Source organism: Staphylococcus sp. GW821-FHT11H10, assembly GCF_058807855.1.
In genome coordinates this window covers 16,918-39,446 of the sequence record NZ_JBXARC010000020.1, presented here as the reverse complement: position 1 = coordinate 39,446, position 22,529 = coordinate 16,918, and the positions used below count along the sequence as shown (strand labels likewise).

Below are 22,529 nucleotides of genomic sequence, written 5' to 3'. Positions count from 1 at the left end.
GCTTTCGCAGTAACATTACCTTCAGGAATAGGTTTCGTCGGTGTAATCATGACATGACCAGTATTGTCAGTTGTACCCGAGCCGATAACATTGCCATCTTTATCTAATAATTCCACTTTCGTATTCGGATCCGTAGTAACTTCAACAGGATCAGTAGTTGTTGCTTTACCAGTTAAATCGCTAGTAACTAAAGGCGCCGTTGGCGGAGTTGTATCAGTCGCTTTTTTCGGTTGAGATGTAGAACTATTTGGATGTTCTGCATTATCGGTCGCTTTGGCAGTGACATTACCTTCAGGAATAGGTTTTGTCGGTGTAATCGTGACATGCCCCGTATTATCGGTTGTACCTGAACCGATAACATTGCCATCTTTGTCTAGTAACTCCACTTTCGTATTCGGATCTGTAGTAACTTCAACAGGATCAGTAGTTGTCGCTTTACCAGTTAAATCGCTAGTAACCACAGGCGCCGTTGGCGGCGTTGTATCGGTCGCTTTTTTCGGTTGAGATGTAGAACTATTTGGATGTTCTGCATTATCGTAAGCTTTCGCAGTAACATTACCTTCAGGAATAGGTTTCGTCGGTGTAATCGTGACATGCCCCGTATTATCAGTTGTACCCGAGCCGATAACATTGCCATCTTTATCTAATAATTCCACTTTCGTATTCGGATCCGTAGTAACTTCAACAGGATCAGTAGTTGTTGCTTCACCAGTTAAATCGCTAGTAACTAAAGGCGCCGTTGGCGGCGTTGTATCAGTCGCTTTTTTCGGTTGAGATGTAGAACTATTTGGATGTTCTGCATTATCGGTCGCTTTGGCAGTGACATTACCTTCAGGAATAGGTTTTGTCGGTGTAATCGTGACATGCCCCGTATTATCGGTTGTACCTGAACCGATAACATTGCCATCTTTGTCTAGTAACTCCACTTTCGTATTCGGATCTGTAGTAACTTCAACAGGATCAGTAGTTGTCGCTTTACCAGTTAAATCGCTAGTAACCACAGGCGCCGTTGGCGGCGTTGTATCGGTCGCTTTTTTCGGTTGAGATGTAGAACTATTTGGATGTTCTGCATTATCGTAAGCTTTCGCAGTGACATTACCTTCAGGAATAGGTTTCGTCGGTGTAATCATGACATGCCCCGTATTATCGGTTGTACCTGAACCGATAACATTGCCATCTTTATCTAGTAATTCTACTTTCGTATTTGGATCTGTAGTAACTTCAACAGGATCAGTAGTTGTCGCTTTACCAGTTAAATCGCTAGTAACTACAGGCGCCGTTGGCGGAGTTGTATCAGTCGCTTTTTTCGGTTCAGAAGTTGAGACATTTGGGTGTTCTGCATTATCGTAAGCTTTTGCAGTTACATTACCTTCCGGTATAGGTTGAGTTGGCGTAATGATAACATGACCATTAGCACCAGTCGTACCAGAACCAATCACATGATTATCTTTATCTAGTAACTCAATACGAGTGTTCGGATCAGAAGACACATCAACTGGAGTTTTAGTTGTTGCCTTACCAGTTAAATCAGTATTAACAATTGGGCTACCTGGCGGAGTTGTATCAGTTGCTTTTTTCGGTTGAGAAAGTGAACTGTTTGGATGTTCCGCATTATCAGTCGCTTTAGCACGTACATTACCTTCAGGGATAGGCACCGTTGGTGTAATTGTAACTCGACCATTACTATCCGTCGTACCAGAACCAATCACGTTGTTATCTTTATCAAGTAAATCAACATGAGTATTTGGATCCGTTGTTACCGTAATCGGTGTTTTAGTTGTCGCTTTACCAGTTAAATCATTTGTCACAACTGGTTCCGTAGGAGGTGTAGTATCGGTCGCTTTTTTCGGTTGAGATGTAGAACTATTTGGATGTTCTGCATTATCGTAAGCTTTCGCAGTAACATTACCTTCCGGTATAGGTTGAGTTGGCGTAATGATGACATGACCATTAGCACCAGTCGTACCTGTTCCAATCACATGATTATCTTTATCTAGTAACTCAATGCGAGTGTTCGGATCAGAAGACACATCAACTGGAGTTTTAGTTGTTGCCTTACCAGTTAAATCAGTATTAACGATTGGGCTACCTGGCGGTGTAGTATCAGTCGCTTTTTTCGGTTGAGAAAGTGAACTGTTTGGATGTTCCGCATTATCAGTCGCTTTAGCACGTACATTACCTTCAGGGATAGGCACCGTTGGTGTAATTGTAACTCGACCATTACTATCCGTCGTACCAGAACCAATCACGTGATTATCTTTATCTAGTAACTCAATACGAGTGTTCGGATCAGAAGATACGTCAACAGGTGTTCGAGTAGTCGCCTTACCAGTTAAATCAGTATTAACGATTGGGCTACCTGGCGGTGTAGTATCAGTCGCTTTCTTCGGTTGAGAAAGTGAACTGTTTGGATGTTCCGCATTATCAGTCGCTTTAGCGCGTACATTACCTTCAGGAATAGGCACCGTTGGTGTAATTGTAACTCGACCATTACTATCCGTCGTACCTGAACCTATTACATGATTATCTTTATCAAGTAAATCAACATGGGTATTTGGATCCGTTGTAACCGTAATCGGTGTTTTAGTAGTCGCTTTACCAGTTAAATCATTTGTCACAACTGGTTCCGTAGGAGGTGTAGTATCTGTCGCTTTTTTAGGTGCAGAAGTTGAGACATTTGGGTGTTCTGCATTATCGTAAGCTTTCGCAGTAACATTACCTTCCGGTATAGGTTGAGTTGGCGTAATGATGACATGACCATTAGCACCAGTCGTACCTGAACCAATCACATGATTATCTTTATCTAGTAACTCGATACGAGTATTCGGATCAGAAGATACATCAACTGGAGTTTTAGTTGTTGCCTTACCAGTTAAATCAGTATTAACGATTGGGCTACCTGGAGGTGTTGTATCAGTCGCTTTTTTCGGTTGAGAAAGTGAACTGTTTGGATGTTCCGCATTATCAGTCGCTTTAGCACGTACATTACCTTCAGGGATAGGCACCGTCGGTGTAATTGTAACTCGACCATTACTATCCGTCGTACCTGAACCTATTACATGATTATCTTTATCAAGTAAATCAACATGAGTATTTGGATCCGTTGTAACCGTAATCGGTGTTTTAGTAGTCGCTTTACCAGTTAAATCATTTGTCACAACTGGTTCCGTTGGTGGCGTCGTATCCGTCGCTTTGACCGGATCAGACGTAGAACTATTCGGACGTTCTGCATTATCAGTCGCCTTGGCAGTGACATTACCTTCCGGAATAGGACGAGTTGGCGTGATTGTAACACGTCCATTAGCACCAGTCGTACCCGAACCAATCACACGACCATCCTTATCTAATAATTGAACACTTGTATTTGGATCCGTAGTTACTTCAATCGGTGTTAAAGTAGTCGCTTTTCCACCTAACGGTGTTGTCACTCTAGGTTTAGTCGGTGGCGTTGTATCAGTTGCTTTAACAGGATCAGACGTAGAGCTATTCGGATGTTCTGCATTATCAGTCGCCTTGGCAGTGACATTACCTTCCGGAATAGGACGAGTTGGCGTGATTGTAACACGTCCATTAGCACCAGTCGTACCCGAACCAATCACACGACCATCCTTATCTAATAATTGAACACTTGTATTTGGATCCGTAGTTACTTCAATCGGTGTTAAAGTAGTCGCTTTTCCACCTAACGGTGTTGTCACTCTAGGTTTAGTCGGTGGCGTTGTATCAGTTGCTTTAACAGGATCAGACGTAGAGCTATTCGGATGTTCTGCATTATCAGTCGCCTTGGCAGTGACATTACCTTCCGGAATAGGACGAGTTGGCGTGATTGTAACACGTCCATTAGCACCAGTCGTACCCGAACCAATCACACGACCATCTTTATCTAATAATTGAACACTTGTATTTGGATCCGTAGTTACTTCAACAGGTGTTAAAGTAGTCGCTTTTCCACCTAACGGTGTTGTCACTCTAGGTTTAGTCGGTGGCGTTGTATCAGTTGCTTTAACAGGATCAGATGTAGAGCTATTCGGATGTTCCGCATTATCAATTGCTTTAGCCGTAACATTACCTTCTGGAATAGGTCTTGTTGGTGTAATATTGACACGACCTGAACTATCTGTAGTTCCAGTTCCTATGATCTGCCCATTTTTATCTAATAATTGAACATTCGTATTCGGATCAGTTGTAACTGTAACAGGATCAGTCGTACCTGCTTTTCCTCCTAAAGGTGAAGTAACTCTAGGTTTAGTTGGTGGTGTAGTATCCGTCGCTTTTCTAGGTGCAGACGTTGAAACGTTGTTAGCAGGGTCATAAGCTTTAGCAATGACATTACCTTCGACAATTGGAGTTGTAGGAGTAATGATGACATGACCATTTCCGTCTGTTGTGCCAGTACCTATAATATGCCCATTTTTATCAATTAAATCCACTCGTGTATTTGGATCAGTAGTGACAGTTATAGGAGTTAAAGTAGTCGCTTTTCCTGTTAAATCTGTATCAACAGTTGGAACTGTTGGTGGAATAGTATCTGTTACTGGTACATGATCAGAATCAATTGAATTAGGTGTTTCTGCACCATCTGTAGCACGTGCATAGATTTTTCCTAAAGGTAGTGGCTCTCTTGGCGTAATAATACCGTGACCGTCCATTTCAGTAAGAACTACACCGTAACTTTTACCATTTTCATCAAAAATCTCTACTCTAGTCAATACATCTGTAGAAACATCTATAGGTGTTCGTGTCCCTACTTTATTAACTAAGTTAGTATTAATTACTGGTTTTCTAGGTGGTGTTGTATCTGTAACGTGTCTTGGATCAGATGTTGCATTATTAGTTTCATCAGTTTGATCATATGCTTTCGCTGTGATATTACCCTCGAAAAGATAATGATCAGGTGTAATATTAACATGTCCGTTAGAGCTAGTAATACCACGACCGATGACATTATTATTTTTATCTAATAGCTCAACTCGCGTATTTGGAGTAGATGTAATGTCGATAACTGGTGAAGAGAAAGCTTTACCCGCAACATCTGTATTAATTACTGGTTTCATCACAGGTATAAGCGTTGTTGCTTGAACAGGTATCGAAACCGAACTATTTGGATGTAAAGCATTATCAGTTGCTTTGGCAGTCACATTACCTTCAGGAATAACACGATCTGGCGTAATTATTACATGACCACTACTATCTGTTGTACCTGCACCAAAAATACGACCATTTTTATCTATTAATGCAACTTGTGTATTTGGATCAGTAGAAACATCAATCGGTGTTAATGTACCAGCTTTGTAAACTAATCTTGTGTTAATTACAGGTGTTGTAGGTGGAATTGTGTCAGTTGCAAATTTAGGATCAGATGTTGAAACTTTTGATTCATCGCTGTGATTATATGCTTTCGCAGTGACATTACCTTCAGGTATAGGACGAGTTGGCGTAATGTATGCATGTCCACTAGAATCTGTTGTACCTGTACCAATTTTATTGCCATTTTTATCGAAAATTTCTACTTTAGTATTCGGATCTGTAGATACATCAATAACTGTTGTCGTTGTTGCTTTGCCTACTAAATCAGAGTTAATTGTTGGTTTCACAGGTGGTTGGTTCTCGATAGATGGCAGTGCACCATCTTCAGGTAATATACGACCTGATAAAACTGTATAAGCAGATTTACTTACACCACCCATAGCAGCTGTATTGGCATATGACCAAGCATTTTCAAGCTCGGCAGTTGTTACATTATCTCTTAATTTAACTTCAAGATGCATGTGATACGCTCGATTAGCACCTTCTGGATGGTTAGGGTCGACTTGAATACCAATACCATAGTTCCATCCACTAAAAATGCCTCGTTGGTCTTCAACAGCTTTTCTCAAATCAGGGTTATTTCTATTAGAATGGAAATATTCGTTCGCATCACTATTAAAGCTTCTACCTGGACGAACACCGAAACTAAGATAAAATGTTGTATGACCAAAATCATGCTGATTACTTCTTAGCATATCAATCGTTTGCGTACTATTATCTGGATCGATAATAAAATCGCTAGGTGATTCACTTAATAGACTATTTCTACCACTTCTTTTTTCGTAAGCTGCGTAAGATAGATTTCTAACTGAATCGCTAGCGAACGAACCATCTGAATTCAATTTCATTACTTTATATGGTAATAGCAAAGCCATACCTAAACGTTGTTGTGATCCAGGTGATATAAAGTTAACGCCGTCATTATTGAAGAATACATCATAAACTAAGTATTTTGAATTACCTTCATGTTTATAATAAGCACGCATAACGGTCTTTCTAGAAGTTATACCTTCTACACCGTTTTTTTGTTGACCAGTACCTAACGCCCTACCATCAGGTAATGACGCATAGTTACGTTGGTACACAATGACGTTTCTACCGGCATTCCAACGACCATTTAAAGTTGTAAATCTAAAATTAGTCCCTTTTTCAATTTGTTGACCGTTTCTTGGATCGCGTTTACCTGATTGAGAACGAGTAATCACATTTGCTAATGAATTACGTGTTTGCTCTAATCTTGTAACTAAGTCTAAAAGTGATTGTTGCGAAACATTACTAGATTGAGTGAAACTACTACTTTCTACAGTTAATTTTTTCGCTTCTTCAATGTTAGGATTTGAAGGTTCTATAGTTTCAACTTCTAATAATTTACTTTGAATTTCTTGAGTAAGATTTGTCAGTTTAGAAATGTTTTTGCTATCAATTTTCTGTCTGTTATCCGACTTAGATTCTCTAGGTGTATCTATCTTATCATCAATTTGTTTAACTGATTTTGAACTAGAGAATTTAACTTTCTGTTTACTTTGATTCGAAGATTGCGTCCCTACGATTGGTGAAGATTTTTCTTTCAGTTCATTTGTTTTTTCTTCTTTAGTAACTGGCGAACTTTCTTCTATTTTTTCTTTAATAGATGTTGATGTCGAATTAGTAATTTCTTTTTCGCTTGTTTGAGTTTCTAAAGCCTTTTTTTCTGTAGATGTTTTGTCTACAAATTTTGACTGCTTATTAATTTCTACAGTTTGATCAGAAGTTTGATCATTTTGAATTGTTATTGCATCATTTGGATTACTATTTTTGTCTCGGGATGTTTGGGATTCAGTATTTTGCTGTGCTTTTTCAACTGCCGCGTTGGTATTTTCACTCGCATGGGCTTGATCAGTATGCGTTCCTAGAAATACTAACGTGGCGATTAATGTTGAGAAAGTTCCTACTGCATACTTACGAATACTGAACTTTTGTAGTTTATCTCGATAATTCATTGATGCGCTTCTCTCCTATTCTATGTTGTATATTCTTGATGTTGATGTTATGAGTATTTTTTTGAAAAGGAATTCCGATAACACATAGCTCAATATCAAATGGATTGATAATTAAGTTACCATGAATATTGTCTGAATTTTTGCTTAATATTAGAGCATAAAAAATTACTCGACAAAAGTTTTATAACTCCTCTCGGGTATTAAATTTCAATTATCATTTTTGAAATGAACAATTCAATAGTTGTTCTGTTTAATTGTAGCATTAATTTAATTGTGTGTGAATTAGAATTTTAATTATTAATATAAAAAAAATATATATTGAACATCATTTAAATGTAGTTAAAAAAGGCTCGAAACATATTACAGTCTCGAGTCTTTGTCCTAAGTTATAACTTTGTTGATATATATTTTCCAGAAACATAAAGTTCATGTTCATTGCAAATTGAAAGTATCTGATTTAATGAGTGTGCATAAGCCATATCTCTATAAATCTCCACACTATTAAGTGGCACTTCGGTATATATTTCAGCCAATCGCTTAGATAAAGTTAAATTATCTTTGTCAGCTTCAATTTTTTTGCGTTGTGCAGGTGTCAATTGATCTATATTTGAAAGTACATTTTCAACACTTCCATAGGTTTGAATTAATTTGAGGGCTGTTTTCTCCCCTATTCCTTTTACACCGGGATATCCATCTGCACTATCACCCATAAAAGCTTTAATATCAATTAGTTGCTGTGGATTTAACTGATATTCTTCATTAAAACGAGCTAAGGTATAACGATTATAAATATTAAATCCTTTCTTTATTAACCAAACTTCTACATTATTATTAATGCATTGTAATAAGTCTTTATCTCCAGTGATGATGTGGACCTCGTTATTATCAGAAAATGTTTTTGCCAAAGTTCCTATCACATCATCAGCTTCATAATTAGTCATTCCAACATTTATAAATCCAAATTGGTCTGAAATTTCTTTGACGTAGTCAAACTGTGGAATAAGCTCTTCTGGTGGTGCTGGACGATTTTGCTTATAGTCAGTATACATATCATTTCTAAAAGTGGATTGTCCCATATCCCAACATACGGCTACATGACTAGGATTGATTTCATTTATTGCTGTGAAGATATGTCTAACGAAACCTTGAATTCCGTTAGTTGGTATACCTTTTGAATTATACATAAATTGATTGTGTAAACTTGTAGCATAGAAATGTCTAAATAATAAAGCCATTCCATCTACTAATAGGACACGATTTTCCATATTTTGTGCCTTCCTTCTATTTTAATAGTGCGTTTAATTTTTGATTCGCAATACGTAATTGCTCGATTAATGTATTGTCTAAATTAAATGATAATAATTCATCGATTTGATCTTGAATCTCATCCTCAATTTGCGCTAATTTCTCTTCAGCTTCTTTATTCATTGAAGCAACATACTGAATCAATGCCTGTCTAAATTCACTAATTTGATTTTGCAATAACTCTAACGTATTTGAACTGATTAGTTCTTGTAACTCTCGTTGAGTATTTGGATTCAAAATTCGACGTTTCGTTAATTGTTTAGGTAAAGCATTAATCATATCATTTAAATCAACACGCAAGAATGCCTTTTCGGTAAAATTAGGCATAATTGAAAAATCAGTATTAATAAATACATGCAATTGATTTAATTTTTGGATTGTCGGTGCGACTTGTTCGCTAAGTTGACGATTATAATATTTCTTAATTCGTTCAACTAATAAACTTTGTTCTAAATATAGTCGTTGATGTATTTGATCTAAAAATGCTTTAGAAGATATTTTCTTTTCGTCATTAAAATCACTATTTTGAGTCATCTGACTATTATATATACTTTTAACATCATCCAATAATTGTAATTTTAATCTGCCATTTAAATGATAAATCTGATCTTCAACTTCATTATTAGTATGTTGTTCGGTAGTAAATAGCAATTGATTCGGTAACCTTTGTTCATTTTGATATTTCTTCAATTGTTGCTGGCGTTGTTCAATATGAGATTGGTTAGTTTTATAATCATGAATCATCTCTTCGAAAGAAATATTGATTTGCTCAAGTTGTTTAACCATTTGTTGCTCTAAAATTATATTTGAATCAACTTCTACAAATTGGTCAATGCTATGACGCAGCTGATTAATACCTTCATCGTTCCCTCTCAATGCTTGTCTACTTGAAACACCAAAGATATCTGACTTCAAGTTTACTTGAGTTAAAGCATCTTTAACGTAATGTTTTACCGCAGCTAAATCATCACTGTTTTCTGCAAGGTCTACAGCGTTGATAACCATTTTAAATGCTTGATTTTCATTAAGTTGATTCATCTCTTTCATATGTTCGATGAAGTTTTTATCATTATCTGTAAATGAATGATTAAAATAACTCACATATAAAATTAAATCGGATGAAGTTAAAATTTGTTCAGTTTCATTTGTATGACGTTGATTGTTTGAATGTAAGCCTAGTGAATCAACGATTATTTTTCCTTTCAACCATTCTAATGGTAAATTGATGTGCACAGTTTTAACAAAAGTAGCAAACTCATCTTCAGCACTCCATTTTTTTATTTCCTCTTGAGAAATCGTATGTTTCACACCTTCATCCAACATATCTTTATACATAGAAAAATGTTTGTGAGCTGCACTTACAAAAGCAAGTTGGTTCTTTTCTAATTTGTTTTTTAATTGTTGTACATCAGATTGGACAAATGCTTCGAGTGATTCGAAAGAAACATTATGGTATTCAATGAGTTGATTAAGTTCATTTAATAGTTGTTCTTCAGTTTTAAGTGTGATTTGACTATCCTCACCGTAAGATAATTCAGTCGTAGCTGCAGTTGTAGGATTCGGTGAACTTACTAAGTATTGCCCACCTAATAAGGCATTAATTAAACTACTTTTTCCTGCACTGAACGTACCAAATACACCAATTTTGACAAGTTTATTTTCTAATCGTTCTAACGTATCTTTAATATCATTTTTTGTTCTATCAAATAATGGTACAGGTTCAATAATGTTTAATGCTTCTTGAATGTTAACCTTTTTAGTATTACGCTCATTTGAATTTTCATCAGAGGCTTTCTCTTCTTTTTCTAAAACTTGATCATTGCTTTCTACTATATAGTTTGCTTCAGTTCTACCTATTAATTTATCTAAAGAGTCATCCATATGGATATAATAATGTTGATAATTTTTAGTAGTTAGAGATTCTTTTAAATTTTGTAATTCAATATAATGCTCATATATCTGTAGATCATCATTAGTTTCTTCTGTTAAACCTTGAGCTTGTGTATGATCAATCGCTTGATTAAATAACGGATTGGATTGTTTTTCTACAAAATTAGTAATTGCTTTAAGCACTTCATCACTAAAAGTAAGTACATAAGTATTACTTATACTCGTTTGAGGTTGATATAAATTGGAAAATAAACTTGAATCTATTTCGTAATGTTGATTTAATACATCATGATTAACCTCAGAGCTATTAATAAAACGCGTTAAAAATGACATGTCCTCTCGCAATGGTTGTCGAATTTGTTGATTAACTTTGTCTTGAAGTTTTGAAACAACATTCTGTAAACGTGCTTCTTGTTCCTCTTGCTTTTTCTTCTTTTTATTTAAAAGGCCGCCAACTTTAAAATCATCACTCATACTTTCAAGATAATGTCTAATATCTTCACGCATGTCATGTGTCATAATGTATGCATTATCTAATATATCTTTTCGCTTTTGCTTTAAAAAACTTAGTAATTGATCAGGATTATTTAAGAGTCGAGCTTCTTCACTAACGGCTTGATTTTGTTGAAATTTAGCATAGGCTTGTTCAAATTCATCTTCATTTATATTAAGCTGTTCTAGAATGTATTGTAGTTCATTTTGAATATATCCTAATTGAGCCTCTGTAATAAACTTAACTGTACGATTTACATAGTTCTCAATAGGTTCTCTATAATTATCTTTCTCTACTAAATATTGAGAAAGACGTGAAAGTTCATTTTCGGGATGATCAAATTTTGTCACATAGAAAATATCTGTAAGTTTAATGTCCCAATCTTCTATTGATTTATTGACTCTTTGTTTGAAAGTTTCAAAAGTAATTTCATCTTCATTATGTTTGTCGATTTGATTAATGATAAAAATGACTGGTATACCTACATCATTCATTCTTTTAATAAATTGAAAATTTAATGCAGATTGTACATGATTGTAATCTACTGTATAGAACAAAATATTGCTGGTATACATGAATTGTTCAGTTGTAGACTGATGTGTAGCTACGTTTGAGTCTACGCCAGGTGTATCTTGAAGCGTAAAACCATTTTTGAATTTTGAAGAAGGAAAATTAATTTCAACAGACTCTACATCTACATTTAAACGATTCATTTTTTTGACTTCGTCATATGTTTTTAATTTTGTATATTGTTGATTTTCTAAATTAGCTATAATTTCTTGTTTATCTGCAACAGATACGATTGCAGTATTACTTGTGGTAGGTACTGGTGAACTTGGAAGAATATCCTGTTCTAATAATAAGTTAATTAATGTGGATTTCCCCGCCGAAAAGTGACCAACAAAAGAAGCGGTATATTGATTTAAATATACCTTTTTTATTACTTGATTAATAGTATGTATTAAAGTTGAATTTTTTGATTTTTCAACTTCTTTTTTTAATTTATATAAAATATCTAATTGTTCATTATTAGTCATGCTAAGTCCCCTTTGTTTCAAACATTCAAAAAAAAAGTAACAGCCTGAGACATACTTAATGTAACAGGCTATTCTTAATCTGGTAGGCAGATTTAAAATTAAATATACTATTTAAGTTTACTCAACAAAAATTATACTTACTAAAGTAAAAACTTTAATTATTATTTCTGACTAGCTACCTATTTATTAAATTTTATCACAACAATAGTTTGAAACAAATATAAAGAATAGTTATTTGAACCAAGCTGGTTTATCTCCATCAGTGTTTGGTATATTAACACCTATGTTTTCTTTAGAATATAGTTCTGGGTTTTTCGCTATACGTACAGCTAAACTTGCAATACTGCGTCTTGAAACTTCTGTTCCTCTAAATTGAGTATCCTTCGATGTAACTTCGTAATCTGTCTCATTTTTAAATGTAAGCCATGCTGGACGAATAATTGTATAATCTAATGTTGATGCTTCTATAATATCTGCAGCTTTACGATATTTTGTCAATTTATCTCCAAATTGAGATTTATTAAATTCATTAAATTTAGCTGGTAATTCATCGTAAATACCAGGGGCAGCTACAAAGATTAATCGTTTAACATCTTTTTTAGACATAGCATCTACAATAGCTTGTGCTTCGATATCTAGTGATCCAGATAGACTAGCAAATACAACATCAACTTTATCAAGTGCTTGCTCTAAATCTTTTGAGTTTTTAGCATCACCTTCATAAACTGTTACTCGATTTGATGCGTAATCAGGAATTCGATGCGCATTTCTTAAAAATAAATCGACATTAAAATTAGAATCCTCTAAAAATAATTTAGTAGCCTCGATAGAGACCTTACCATTTGCGCCTATTATTAATACTGTTTGCATATTTTTTCTCTCCTTACTAAGATGTATATAAAATTATGTATTTGTATCTATATTTAACACTCTTATTATCACTTTACATCAGTAATAATAAGAGTGCTAATGAATTGATTAAATTAATTAAATATTATTAGATACATTAAGAAAAATTTACAAATTTAATAAAAATTATATAGTAGTTGGCTTTTTACCCCAATATTGGTAATAAGTACATTCAATGTAGCCGTTAAATAATTTTCTTCTTTTAGTAGCTTTTCGATTAACTAAAAATTCGAATTCCTTGTTACTAGTTAAGATGTAAGTTGATAAATGTGAATGTTGATTCATTAATTTACCAATATAACGATACATTTCTTCGACTTCTTCCCTATCTCCAATTCGTTCACCATATGGAGGGTTTCCAACTAAAGCTACTGGTTCATCGGTATCAATTGTTAATGTATTCACATCTTTAACACTAAATTGGATTATATCTGCCAAACCGACTTCTTCAGCATTACGTTTAGCAATTTCAACCATTTCAGGATCTATATCTGATGCAAACACTCGAATGTCTTTATCGTAATTAGCTTGTTGATCAGCTTCATCTCGCATATCATCATAAATATTGGGAGGCATAATATTCCATTCTTCAGAAACAAAATCTCGATTGAACCCTGGTGCAATATTTTGAGCGATTAAACATGCTTCTATGGCAATAGTACCTGAACCACAGAAAGGATCTATAAAAGGCGTATCTCCCTTCCAATTGGCAAGTCGTACTAGACTCGCTGCCAAGGTTTCTTTAATAGGAGCTTCCCCCTGAGCAATACGATATCCACGACGGTTCAAACCTGAACCTGAGGTATCGATAGTCAATAATACATTATCTTTTAAAATAGCTACCTCAACAGGGTATTTAGCACCACTTTCATTTAACCAGCCTTTTTCATCATAAGCTTTCTTTAAACGTTCAACAATTGCTTTTTTAGTAATAGCTTGACAGTCTGGTACACTATACAGTGTTGATTTAACACTTCTACCTTGAACTGGGAATTGCCCTTCTTTATCAATAATGTTTTCCCAAGGTAGCGATTTTGTTTTTTCAAAAAGTTCATCAAATGTTGAAGCGTTGAAACGACCTACAACAATTTTAATACGATCAGCTGTGCGTAACCATAAATTGCATTGCACAATAGCTTTAGCATCACCTTCAAAAAAGATACGTCCATTTTCAACCTGTGTTTCATAACCGAGTTCTTGGATTTCTTTGGCTACAACAGCCTCTAATCCCATTGGACAAACTGCTAATAATTGGAACATTACGTTTTCTCCTTTTTTATAAATATATTTATATGTTAACAAAATTTATTTATTATGTATGAGTAAAAAACAAAAAGCTCTCCAATCAATGGGAGAGCTAAACTAGTTCATGATATTTCTGTAAGCCATGTTCTGTACCGTTGTACTCATAACGTACACTAGTTGTACTGGTACGTCGGTGGTAACCATCTGTCTACAAATCTTTATATTTCGAATAAAGATGTCTCGTTTATACGTTGAATTCCGCTAAACAAGTGCTCCTACCAAATTTGGATTGCTCACTCGAGGGGTTTACCGCGTTCCACCCTTCATATTTCTATGAAAGCTACGTCACTGTGGCACTTTCAAACTAATTTAACCATATCATAAGACTTAGGTTATTTCGTTGCCGTCAAATTAATGCCTTGATTTATTGTTTCATCAAGCACGAACACTACAATCATCTCAGACTGTGTGAGCATGGACTTTCCTCTATATTTCTATAGCGATTACCCAAAATATCACTTTTGCGATTATATCATAATATTTTATACTATAACAGATATTTTTATAGAATATCTGTTGCTAATTGAATACTTAACATTTTTCAATAAATATCCAATTGATAACACTCATTAATTAAGCTAAGTTAAATTACTTTCCAAAAACAGCTTTTTCTAAGTTTGAAATTCGTTTCAAAATATCAACATTATTGTTTGATGAACTTGAGTTGTTTGAAGAAAATGATTTATTGTCAGAAGGTCTTGATGTTGCCACTCTTAGTCTTAATTCTTCAACTTCTTTTTTTAATTTGTTATTTTCTTCAGACAATTTTACAACTTCATTATTCATATCAGCCATTTTTTGATAATCTATAATGATATCATCTAAAAAAGCATCTACTTCCTCACGACGATAACCACGGGCCATAGTTTTTTCGAAATCTTTTTCATAGATATCTTTTGCTGAAAGCTTTAAAGAAACATCTGCCATTTTTTCCACCTCATTCGAAACTTTGATCTTGCTCCCACTGCATATCATTTATAAAATCAGTGAGTTCATCAAATGCCACAATATCACAAGTATAGTTTGTTTTATTTATAAAATCAACTAACATCCTTTTAAAGAATTTTGGGCTTCCTTCTTGCTCTTCATCATAAATAAGTATAGTCATATCTGTATGATCTAACATAAACTGATCTGTTTGTTTAAATTGAAATGGTCCTTCATATTCGGTATGATGTACACTTTCCATAAAATCAGCTTCTTGAGCAATTTTATTATACTTCATTTGATTCTGTTCATTCCACTTAGAAGTATGCCCATAAAAAGGCGTTATAATTCCTAATTTTAAATCGGGATACTCAACTCGCAAATCAATAACTACTTCAGCAGTCCATAATTCAATACCAAGTTGTCCTTGAATAAGTACCCACTCAAGCCCTTCATCAATATATTGTAATAATTTATGTTTGATAAAAGCTTTTAAATAATACACTTCAGGTGCGTCATCTTTGAAAATATTTAGTTCAAAAGATTTATACCCTGTTACATACACAGTTTTCAAATGCTCAACATCACCCTTCAATAGTTTGATAAATATAATTTAAATCGTAGTTAACAGCTTTTAACTTCTCATTAAAAAGCTTTTTGCTTGTTCTATAAAAGTGACAATCTACTGATAGTTCTTTATATGACTTAATTAGTAAATCAAACTTATTAGCATTCATATAACTCAATTGAATAATCTGGGGTTTTAATTTAATGAGATTTTCTAACTTAGTGTCTATCGCTTGCGAATAAGGGTAAACTACTTCATAAAAATCATAGTTCGTCTCGGAATTTTTAACAATATTATAGCGATCTTCTATTGTATGTAATTCATTGATTAAATCATTTATCAACATAGTATCCATGAAGACGCCCCCTTATATTCAATTTAATTTATCATAATTTAATCTAACCGTCATTCAAATTGCTAGCCATATAAACAGGATAAATACATTGAAATATTGTTTTACTAGTTAATTAACGTTAAAATAAAGTAGATTAATAATGAAATTCATAGATAAGATTAAAGACTTATTTGTCTATTTCTATTATTATCTATCATAGTTTGAACATATAATCATTTTTTCGTAAATGATTATTAATAGTATTAGTTAGTGTAAGTTTTACATAACCACTATTATATGAATTCAAACTTGTGTGGTGAATTAAATGAATTACCCTAATGGTAAACCTTTTAAGGGAAATACGACTATGGTCGGAAGAAATGGTAAATCGAATTCTAGTAATATAGAATATGGTGGCCGTGGTATGACTCTTGAAAAGGATATTGAACTTTCTAATGATTATTATTTAAAACATGGTAAAGCGGTTATTCATAAAAAGCCAACACCTGTTCAAATCGTTAATGTTCATTATCCCAAGCGAAGTAAAGCAGTTATAAATGAGGCTTACTTTCGTACACCTTCAACTACTGATTATAATGGCGTATATAATGGCTATTATATTGATTTTGAAGCAAAGGAAACTAAAAATAAAACATCTTTTCCTTTGAATAATATTCATGATCATCAAGTAGAACATATGAAAAATGCATTTCTTCAAAAAGGAATTGTATTTTTAATTATAAGATTTAAATTACTTGATGAAGTATATTTATTGCCATTTTCCAAATTTCAAAAATATTGGGATAGATATAAAAATGAAATAAAAAAATCAATAACAGTTGAAGAAATAAGAAAAAATAGTTACTATATTCCTTATCAGTATCAACCAAGATTAAATTACCTCAATGCAGTTGATAAGTTGATATTAGATGAAAGTGAGGACCGCGTATGACGGAAAATAAAGGATCTTCTCAACCTAAAAATGGTAAAAATGGGAAGTCCAAAGCAAAAAAGAATAAGAATGTGAAAAGAACGATTATCAAGATTATTGGCTTTTTATTAATTGCCTTTATCGTTTTAGTTCTATTAGGCATTTTATTATTTGCGTATTATGCATGGAAAGCTCCTGCATTTACCGAATCTAAATTACAAGATCCTAAACCGGCAGAAATTTACGACAGAAATGGTGACTTAGTAAAAAAATTAGATAACGGCGCAAGAAGAGAACATGTTGAGTTAAAAGATGTTCCTAAAAATATGAGAAATGCTGTGTTAGCAACTGAAGATAACCGATTCTATGACCACGGTGCAATTGACTATAAACGTTTATTTGGTGCCATTGGTAAAAACTTGACTGGTGGATTTGGTTCACAAGGTGCATCTACTTTAACACAACAAGTAGTTAAACGAGCATTCTTAAGTGAAGAGAAATCTATCGGACGTAAAGCACAAGAAGCTTACCTATCCTACCGTCTAGAACAAGAGTACAGTAAAGATGAAATCTTCCAAATGTACTTAAATAAAATTTATTATTCAGATGGTGTTTATGGCGTTAAAGCTGCAGCTAAATATTACTTCAATAAAGATTTGAAAGATTTAAATCTTGCGGAAGAAGCATATTTAGCAGGTTTACCACAGGTGCCTAACCTTTATAATATTTACGACAACCCTAAACAAGCGGAAAATCGTAAAAACACTGTACTCTACTTAATGCATTATCACAACAGAATTTCTGATAAAGAGTATAATGCTGCTAAAAAAATTAACTTAAAAGCTAATTTAGTAGATCGTACAGCTAAGGAACGTCAAATTGGCACTGATAACTCTGATTCAGAATACGATTCATATGTAAACTTTGTTAAATCTGAATTGATGAATAATAAAGAATTCAAGAATAAAAACTTGAGTGATGTTCTTCAAAGTGGAATTAAGATTTACACAAATATGGACAAAGATGTTCAAAAAACATTACAAGATCGTATAGATAACGGTAATTACTATAAAAATGAAGACCAACGTGTTGGTTCTACAATTCTTGATAGTAAGACTGGTGGCTTAGTCGCAATTTCTGGAGGTCGTAACTTCAAAGACGTTGTTGACAATAACGCTGCAACTGATGCGCATTTAACTGGTTCATCATTGAAACCGTTCTTAGCTTATGGTCCAGCTATTGAAAACATGCAATGGGCTACGAATCATGCAATTCAAGACGAATCAAGCTATTCAATTGATGGTGGTACATTCCGTAACTATGATGGAAATGGACATGGTACTGTAACTGCGTATGATGCGTTAAGACAAAGTTTCAACATTCCAGCGCTTAAAACTTGGCAACAAGTTAATTCACAAGCTGGAGATAATGCAGTTAAGAAATTCGCATCAAAAGTTGGATTAGATTATCAAAGTGACATCGGTCCTTCTGATGTACTTGGTGGTGGCGCTTCTGAGTTCTCACCTACTCAATTAGCATCTGCTTTCGCAGCAATTGCTAACGGTGGTACTTACAATAACGCACATTCTATCCAAAAAGTTGTAACAGCTGATGATGACACAATTGAGTTTGACCATACAAGTCATAAAGCTATGAAAGACTACACTTCTTATATGTTAGCTGAAATGCTTACAGGTACATTCAAAGCCTATGGTTCAGCCTATGGACATGGCGTATCAGGCGTTACTATGGGTGCTAAAACTGGTACAAGTACTTATGGTACTGAAATTAACCAACAATATAACCTACCTGATAACGCTGCAAAAGACGTTTGGATTAATGGTTTCACACCTAAATACACAATGTCTATCTGGATGGGCTTCAGTGAAATTAAAGAAGGTGGCGTTAACTCATTCTTAGGTCACTCAGAACAAGAATATCCACAATATTTATATGAGGATGTTATGTCTGATATTACTTCAAGTGATGATGGTGACTTCAAGAAACCAGATTCAGTTAACGGCTCAAGTGCTGATAATTTATCAGTAAGTGGTCATCCAGATAACAACACGACTAATCGTGAAGTAAATGGTAGCAGTGGCTCAAGTTCATCAAATAGCTCAAATAATTCAAATAACTCAAGTAATTCTAATACTAGTAACACTAATAATAGTGGCAATACTAATTCAGGAACTACAAACAATAATTCAACAACACAAGGTACTAATACTGTCGGAAGTACACTTTCAAACATCTTTAATTTAAATAGTATTTTCGATTTTAAAAAGTCCTCATAGTGTTTTTGAAATGTTAAATAATTAAAAGAAGGCAATTTCTATTACATCAAATAGAAATTGCCTTTCTTTATATTCATTGATACAAAATTAATTATTTGAATATAAATATAGCCAGTAGATGAATTAAATAACTCATTTTACTGGCTACTTACTGTTATAGTATTAACTTTGTCGCTTTCTTCTAATTTGGTAAGACGCATTCATTTTGATTAACTCACTTTTTAAAGTCTTCATTTGACTATAACCCATAAAGTGATATTTTCTAACTAACATATATTGATAGCGTTCTTCAAAGTTCATTGGAACTACTGGGTATTGATCTAATAATTTGAAATTAATAGTTTCAACTTCATTAATTTCTTTAAAAAATCGAATTATTAAGTCAAAGTACTTATCGATTACTGGCTTAGCGTTTGGTGAATTTAATGCTCTTTGTTTAGTGTATTCATCAAGTAACTCTTCAATTTCTTCAAATTCTTGTTTATTAATCATTTAATCAAGCTTCCTTTAATTGTCCTTTCATACGTTTTTGCCCTTCTCTACAATCATCTAGTAAGGGACATATGTCACACTTAGGCTTTCTAGCTAAACAATGGTAGCGACCAAAGAAGATAAGTTGATGATGACTTCTACTCCATCTTTCCTTTGGAATGATACTACATAATCTATCCTCTACTTGTGTTACATTATCTTTCCATCTATTAATTCCTAGTCGCTTAGAAACACGTTCAACATGCGTATCAACTGCTAATGATGGCTCATCGAAAGCTACACTCATAACAACATTTGCTGTTTTACGACCGACTCCAGCTAAACTTTCTAATTCTTTATGAGTACTCGGAATTTGACCATTGAATTGTTCGAGTAGTGACTGACATAGCTTTTGTATATTTTTCGCTTTGTTACGATATAAGCCAATCGAACGTATATCATTTTGCAGTTCTTCGATATCCACATTTAAATAGTCTTGAGGCGTTTTATACTTTTGAAAAAGCGTACGTGTAACTTTATTTACTAAATTATCGGTACATTGAGCTGATAAAAGGACTGCAATTGTTAATTCGAAAGCATTATCATGTTTGAGCTCGCATTCTGCATTTGGAAACATATCAGCTATGACATCTATCATTTCTAGTGCTTTCTTCTTACTTATCATCTAACTTCTCCCCATTTAACCAATCAAATTTTGGTATATGATTAACCGTATGTGTCATAGATGGCTTGTTAAATTGTTCTCTTATTTTCTTAGATTCTTCAGTAGTTGTGACATTATTCTTTTTCCAATTTAACAATATACGATCTACGTACTTGAAACTAAGTTTATCATGACTATATGCTTCATCTAACGCTGCTCTAATTAAAGTAAAGTCATGCTTGTCTACGTCAATCCATTGATTAAGTGTTTCAATTTCATATGGTGAAATAGGTCTAGCAAACAAGGATTCTATATATTGGAAAAGATCTTTAAAATTTTGTTGAGCTTGATTTGTTAGTTGTTTTGAATGATCTTGAGATAAAATATTGCTTAATTTTTCATAGAAACCATCTAAATTCATATATTCCGTAAATTTACCTTCTTCGTCCTTTTTCACATGAAGTTGCAATAAATCCCTTTGAATTAAATGCTGAATGATGCTAGTTATTTCACGTGGTTCCATATCTGAGCCTAATTTCAATTCATCGATGGATGGTTGTTTATTTGATGTTTCAGAGGCATAAATCAATTTAATTAAAACAATTAAATCTTTTTCTGTCAGTCCTAATTCACTATAATGGTCAAATAATTCTCTTCTAACGACGACAGGACGTGTTTTGAGTTGAATTTTATTCAAATTGATATTCCTCCTCTTTAAAGTTGAAAAAGCGTCCAGTCAACATGCTGACTGGACGAGTAAATTAATATGGTATGTGGGATTAGAACTTATGGATATAAACGATTTAATAATCGTGGGAATGGAGCAGTTTCTCTTACGTGTTCCACACCAGAAATCCAAGCAACAGTTCTTTCTAACCCTAATCCAAATCCGCTATGTGGCACACTACCATAACGACGTAAGTCTAAATAATAGTTATAACTTTCAGCGTCTAATTGATGTTCATCTATACGTTGTTCTAATAATTCTAAATCATTAATACGTTCAGAACCACCAATGATTTCACCATAACCCTCTGGTGCAATCAAATCTGCACATAAAACAGTTTCTTCATTCTCTGGATTTGGTTGCATATAGAATGGTTTAATTTTAGTTGGATAATTTGTAATAAATACCGGTAAATCATAATGATTTGCAATAGCAGTTTCATGTGGTGCACCGAAATCCTCGCCCCACTCAATATCATTGAAACCTTCTTCTTTTAAGAACTTAATTGCATCATCATAAGAAATTCTTGGGAAAGGTGCTGAAACCTTTTCAAGTTTGCTCGTATCTCGATCTAGTGCTTTAAGTTCTAATTGACAATTTTTAAGTACAGATTTAACGACATGTGATACATACTGTTCTTGAACTTCTAAACTTTCCACGTGATTTGTAAATGCCATTTCTGGTTCAATCATCCAGAATTCAATCAAATGGCGTCGAGTTTTAGATTTTTCAGCTCTGAAAGTTGGTCCGAATGAGAATACACGACCATGAGCCATTGCAGCTGCTTCCATATATAATTGACCACTTTGAGAAAGGAATGCATCTTCATCAAAGTACTTAGTATGGAACAATTCACTTGTTCCTTCTGGAGCACTTGCTGTTAAGATTGGAGGATCAATTTTAGTGAATCCATTTTCATTAAAGAATTCGTATGTTGCTCTAATAATTTCATTTCTGATTTTCATAACAGCATGTTGTTTTTTTGAACGCAACCATAAATGTCTATGATCCATTAAAAATTCAGTACCGTGATTTTTAGGTGTAATTGGATAATCATGTGCTTCGTGAATAACTTCAATTGATTTCACTTGCATTTCGTAGCCTAAATCTGAACGGTTATCTTCTGTTATAACACCAGTCACATAAAGTGATGATTCTTGTGTAATTTCTTTAGCTAGTTGGAATGTTTCGTCAGAAACCTCTGATTTAACCACTACACCTTGCATAAAGCCACTACCATCACGTAATTGTAAAAAGGCAATCTTGCCACTTGAACGTTTATTTGTTAACCAAGCACCAATAGTCACTTCTTGGTTAAGATGTTGTTTAGCTTGTTTAATCGTTGTTTTCATAACCAATCTCCTAATTGTCATTCTTTGTAATCA

The 22,529-nt window shown here is 33.8% G+C and carries 14 protein-coding genes and 1 other RNA gene; 2 read left to right on the top strand and 13 right to left on the bottom strand.

What is annotated here, in order from left to right; genetic code table 11:
- The 9 genes from AC1RRU_RS10060 to AC1RRU_RS10020 all read right to left on the bottom strand — a co-directional run.
- On the bottom strand, positions 1-7,286 hold a 7,286-nt coding region (locus AC1RRU_RS10060), incomplete at its 3' end, for a YSIRK-type signal peptide-containing protein (RefSeq protein WP_493196585.1).
- Between the two features lie 386 nt (positions 7,287-7,672).
- Positions 7,673-8,551: a 5'-3' exonuclease gene (locus tag AC1RRU_RS10055; protein WP_016931246.1), complete on the bottom strand. Its 879-nt coding sequence runs from the start codon at positions 8,549-8,551 to the stop codon at positions 7,673-7,675.
- Positions 8,552-8,567: 16 nt separating this feature from the next.
- On the bottom strand, positions 8,568-12,011 hold the full coding sequence (locus tag AC1RRU_RS10050) for a dynamin family protein (protein WP_016931247.1): 3,444 nt from the start codon (positions 12,009-12,011) through the stop codon (positions 8,568-8,570).
- A gap of 231 nt (positions 12,012-12,242) precedes the next feature.
- Positions 12,243-12,881 carry an SDR family oxidoreductase gene (locus AC1RRU_RS10045; protein ID WP_493196584.1) on the bottom strand — a complete coding sequence of 213 codons (639 nt, stop codon included), beginning with the start codon at positions 12,879-12,881 and terminating at the stop codon, positions 12,243-12,245.
- Positions 12,882-13,046: 165 nt separating this feature from the next.
- Positions 13,047-14,180 carry a THUMP domain-containing class I SAM-dependent RNA methyltransferase gene (locus AC1RRU_RS10040; protein ID WP_037558748.1) on the bottom strand — a complete coding sequence of 378 codons (1,134 nt, stop codon included), beginning with the start codon at positions 14,178-14,180 and terminating at the stop codon, positions 13,047-13,049.
- 116 nt (positions 14,181-14,296) lie between these two features.
- An RNA gene (gene rnpB / locus AC1RRU_RS10035) (RNase P RNA component class B) lies at positions 14,297-14,680 on the bottom strand.
- A 133-nt stretch (positions 14,681-14,813) separates the two neighbouring features.
- Positions 14,814-15,152: a cell division regulator GpsB gene (gpsB, locus tag AC1RRU_RS10030; protein ID WP_053023308.1), complete on the bottom strand. Its 339-nt coding sequence runs from the start codon at positions 15,150-15,152 to the stop codon at positions 14,814-14,816.
- Positions 15,153-15,162: 10 nt separating this feature from the next.
- Complete coding sequence (locus tag AC1RRU_RS10025) at positions 15,163-15,726, bottom strand: SLOG family protein (RefSeq protein WP_011275760.1); 564 nt, start codon at positions 15,724-15,726, stop codon at positions 15,163-15,165.
- A 10-nt stretch (positions 15,727-15,736) separates the two neighbouring features.
- The gene (locus AC1RRU_RS10020; RefSeq protein WP_011275759.1) at positions 15,737-16,075 is read right to left on the bottom strand and encodes a DUF1798 family protein; all 339 of its coding nucleotides are present in this window, start codon (positions 16,073-16,075) and stop codon (positions 15,737-15,739) included.
- Between the two features lie 304 nt (positions 16,076-16,379).
- On the opposite strand from AC1RRU_RS10020, the gene recU reads away from it, so the two are divergent.
- Together recU and AC1RRU_RS10010 are read left to right on the top strand one after the other, a co-directional pair.
- Positions 16,380-17,006, top strand: a complete 627-nt coding sequence (recU, locus tag AC1RRU_RS10015; RefSeq protein ID WP_016931249.1) for a Holliday junction resolvase RecU — start codon at positions 16,380-16,382, stop codon at positions 17,004-17,006.
- Positions 17,003-19,282, top strand: a complete 2,280-nt coding sequence (locus tag AC1RRU_RS10010; RefSeq protein ID WP_016931250.1) for a transglycosylase domain-containing protein — start codon at positions 17,003-17,005, stop codon at positions 19,280-19,282. Before recU ends, AC1RRU_RS10010 begins: the two co-directional genes overlap by 4 nt.
- Before the next feature lie 162 nt (positions 19,283-19,444).
- Here the strand turns inward: AC1RRU_RS10010 and AC1RRU_RS10005 are convergent, their stop codons facing one another.
- The 4 genes from AC1RRU_RS10005 to asnS all read right to left on the bottom strand — a co-directional run bounded on the left by AC1RRU_RS10005 (position 19,445) and on the right by asnS (position 22,496).
- Positions 19,445-19,774, bottom strand: coding sequence for a YpoC family protein (locus AC1RRU_RS10005; RefSeq protein ID WP_011275756.1), 330 nt, complete (start codon positions 19,772-19,774; stop codon positions 19,445-19,447).
- Positions 19,775-19,778: 4 nt separating this feature from the next.
- Positions 19,779-20,438, bottom strand: a complete 660-nt coding sequence (nth, locus tag AC1RRU_RS10000) for an endonuclease III (protein ID WP_011275755.1) — start codon at positions 20,436-20,438, stop codon at positions 19,779-19,781.
- Positions 20,428-21,114, bottom strand: coding sequence for a DnaD domain-containing protein (locus tag AC1RRU_RS09995; RefSeq protein ID WP_011275754.1), 687 nt, complete (start codon positions 21,112-21,114; stop codon positions 20,428-20,430). Before AC1RRU_RS09995 ends, nth begins: the two co-directional genes overlap by 11 nt.
- 89 nt (positions 21,115-21,203) lie before the next feature.
- Positions 21,204-22,496 (bottom strand): asparagine--tRNA ligase, encoded by a 1,293-nt coding sequence (asnS, locus tag AC1RRU_RS09990; RefSeq protein WP_011275753.1) that lies wholly within the window; start codon positions 22,494-22,496, stop codon positions 21,204-21,206.
- Positions 22,497-22,529 lie beyond the last annotated feature (33 nt).

Bases quoted from the DNA above. Each gene is read 5' to 3' on its own strand.
- AC1RRU_RS10020 (WP_011275759.1), bottom strand. From the start codon at position 16,075: ATGGATACTATGTTGATAAATGATTTAATCAATGAATTACATACAATA.
- AC1RRU_RS10010 (WP_016931250.1), top strand. From the start codon at position 17,003: ATGACGGAAAATAAAGGATCTTCTCAACCTAAAAATGGTAAAAATGGG.
- AC1RRU_RS10040 (WP_037558748.1), bottom strand. From the start codon at position 14,180: ATGTTCCAATTATTAGCAGTTTGTCCAATGGGATTAGAGGCTGTTGTA.
- AC1RRU_RS10045 (WP_493196584.1), bottom strand. From the start codon at position 12,881: ATGCAAACAGTATTAATAATAGGCGCAAATGGTAAGGTCTCTATCGAG.
- asnS (WP_011275753.1), bottom strand. From the start codon at position 22,496: ATGAAAACAACGATTAAACAAGCTAAACAACATCTTAACCAAGAAGTG.
- recU (WP_016931249.1), top strand. From the start codon at position 16,380: ATGAATTACCCTAATGGTAAACCTTTTAAGGGAAATACGACTATGGTC.
- AC1RRU_RS10050 (WP_016931247.1), bottom strand. From the start codon at position 12,011: ATGACTAATAATGAACAATTAGATATTTTATATAAATTAAAAAAAGAA.
- AC1RRU_RS10055 (WP_016931246.1), bottom strand. From the start codon at position 8,551: ATGGAAAATCGTGTCCTATTAGTAGATGGAATGGCTTTATTATTTAGA.
- AC1RRU_RS10005 (WP_011275756.1), bottom strand. From the start codon at position 19,774: ATGATTAATAAACAAGAATTTGAAGAAATTGAAGAGTTACTTGATGAA.
- nth (WP_011275755.1), bottom strand. From the start codon at position 20,438: ATGATAAGTAAGAAGAAAGCACTAGAAATGATAGATGTCATAGCTGAT.
- gpsB (WP_053023308.1), bottom strand. From the start codon at position 15,152: ATGGCAGATGTTTCTTTAAAGCTTTCAGCAAAAGATATCTATGAAAAA.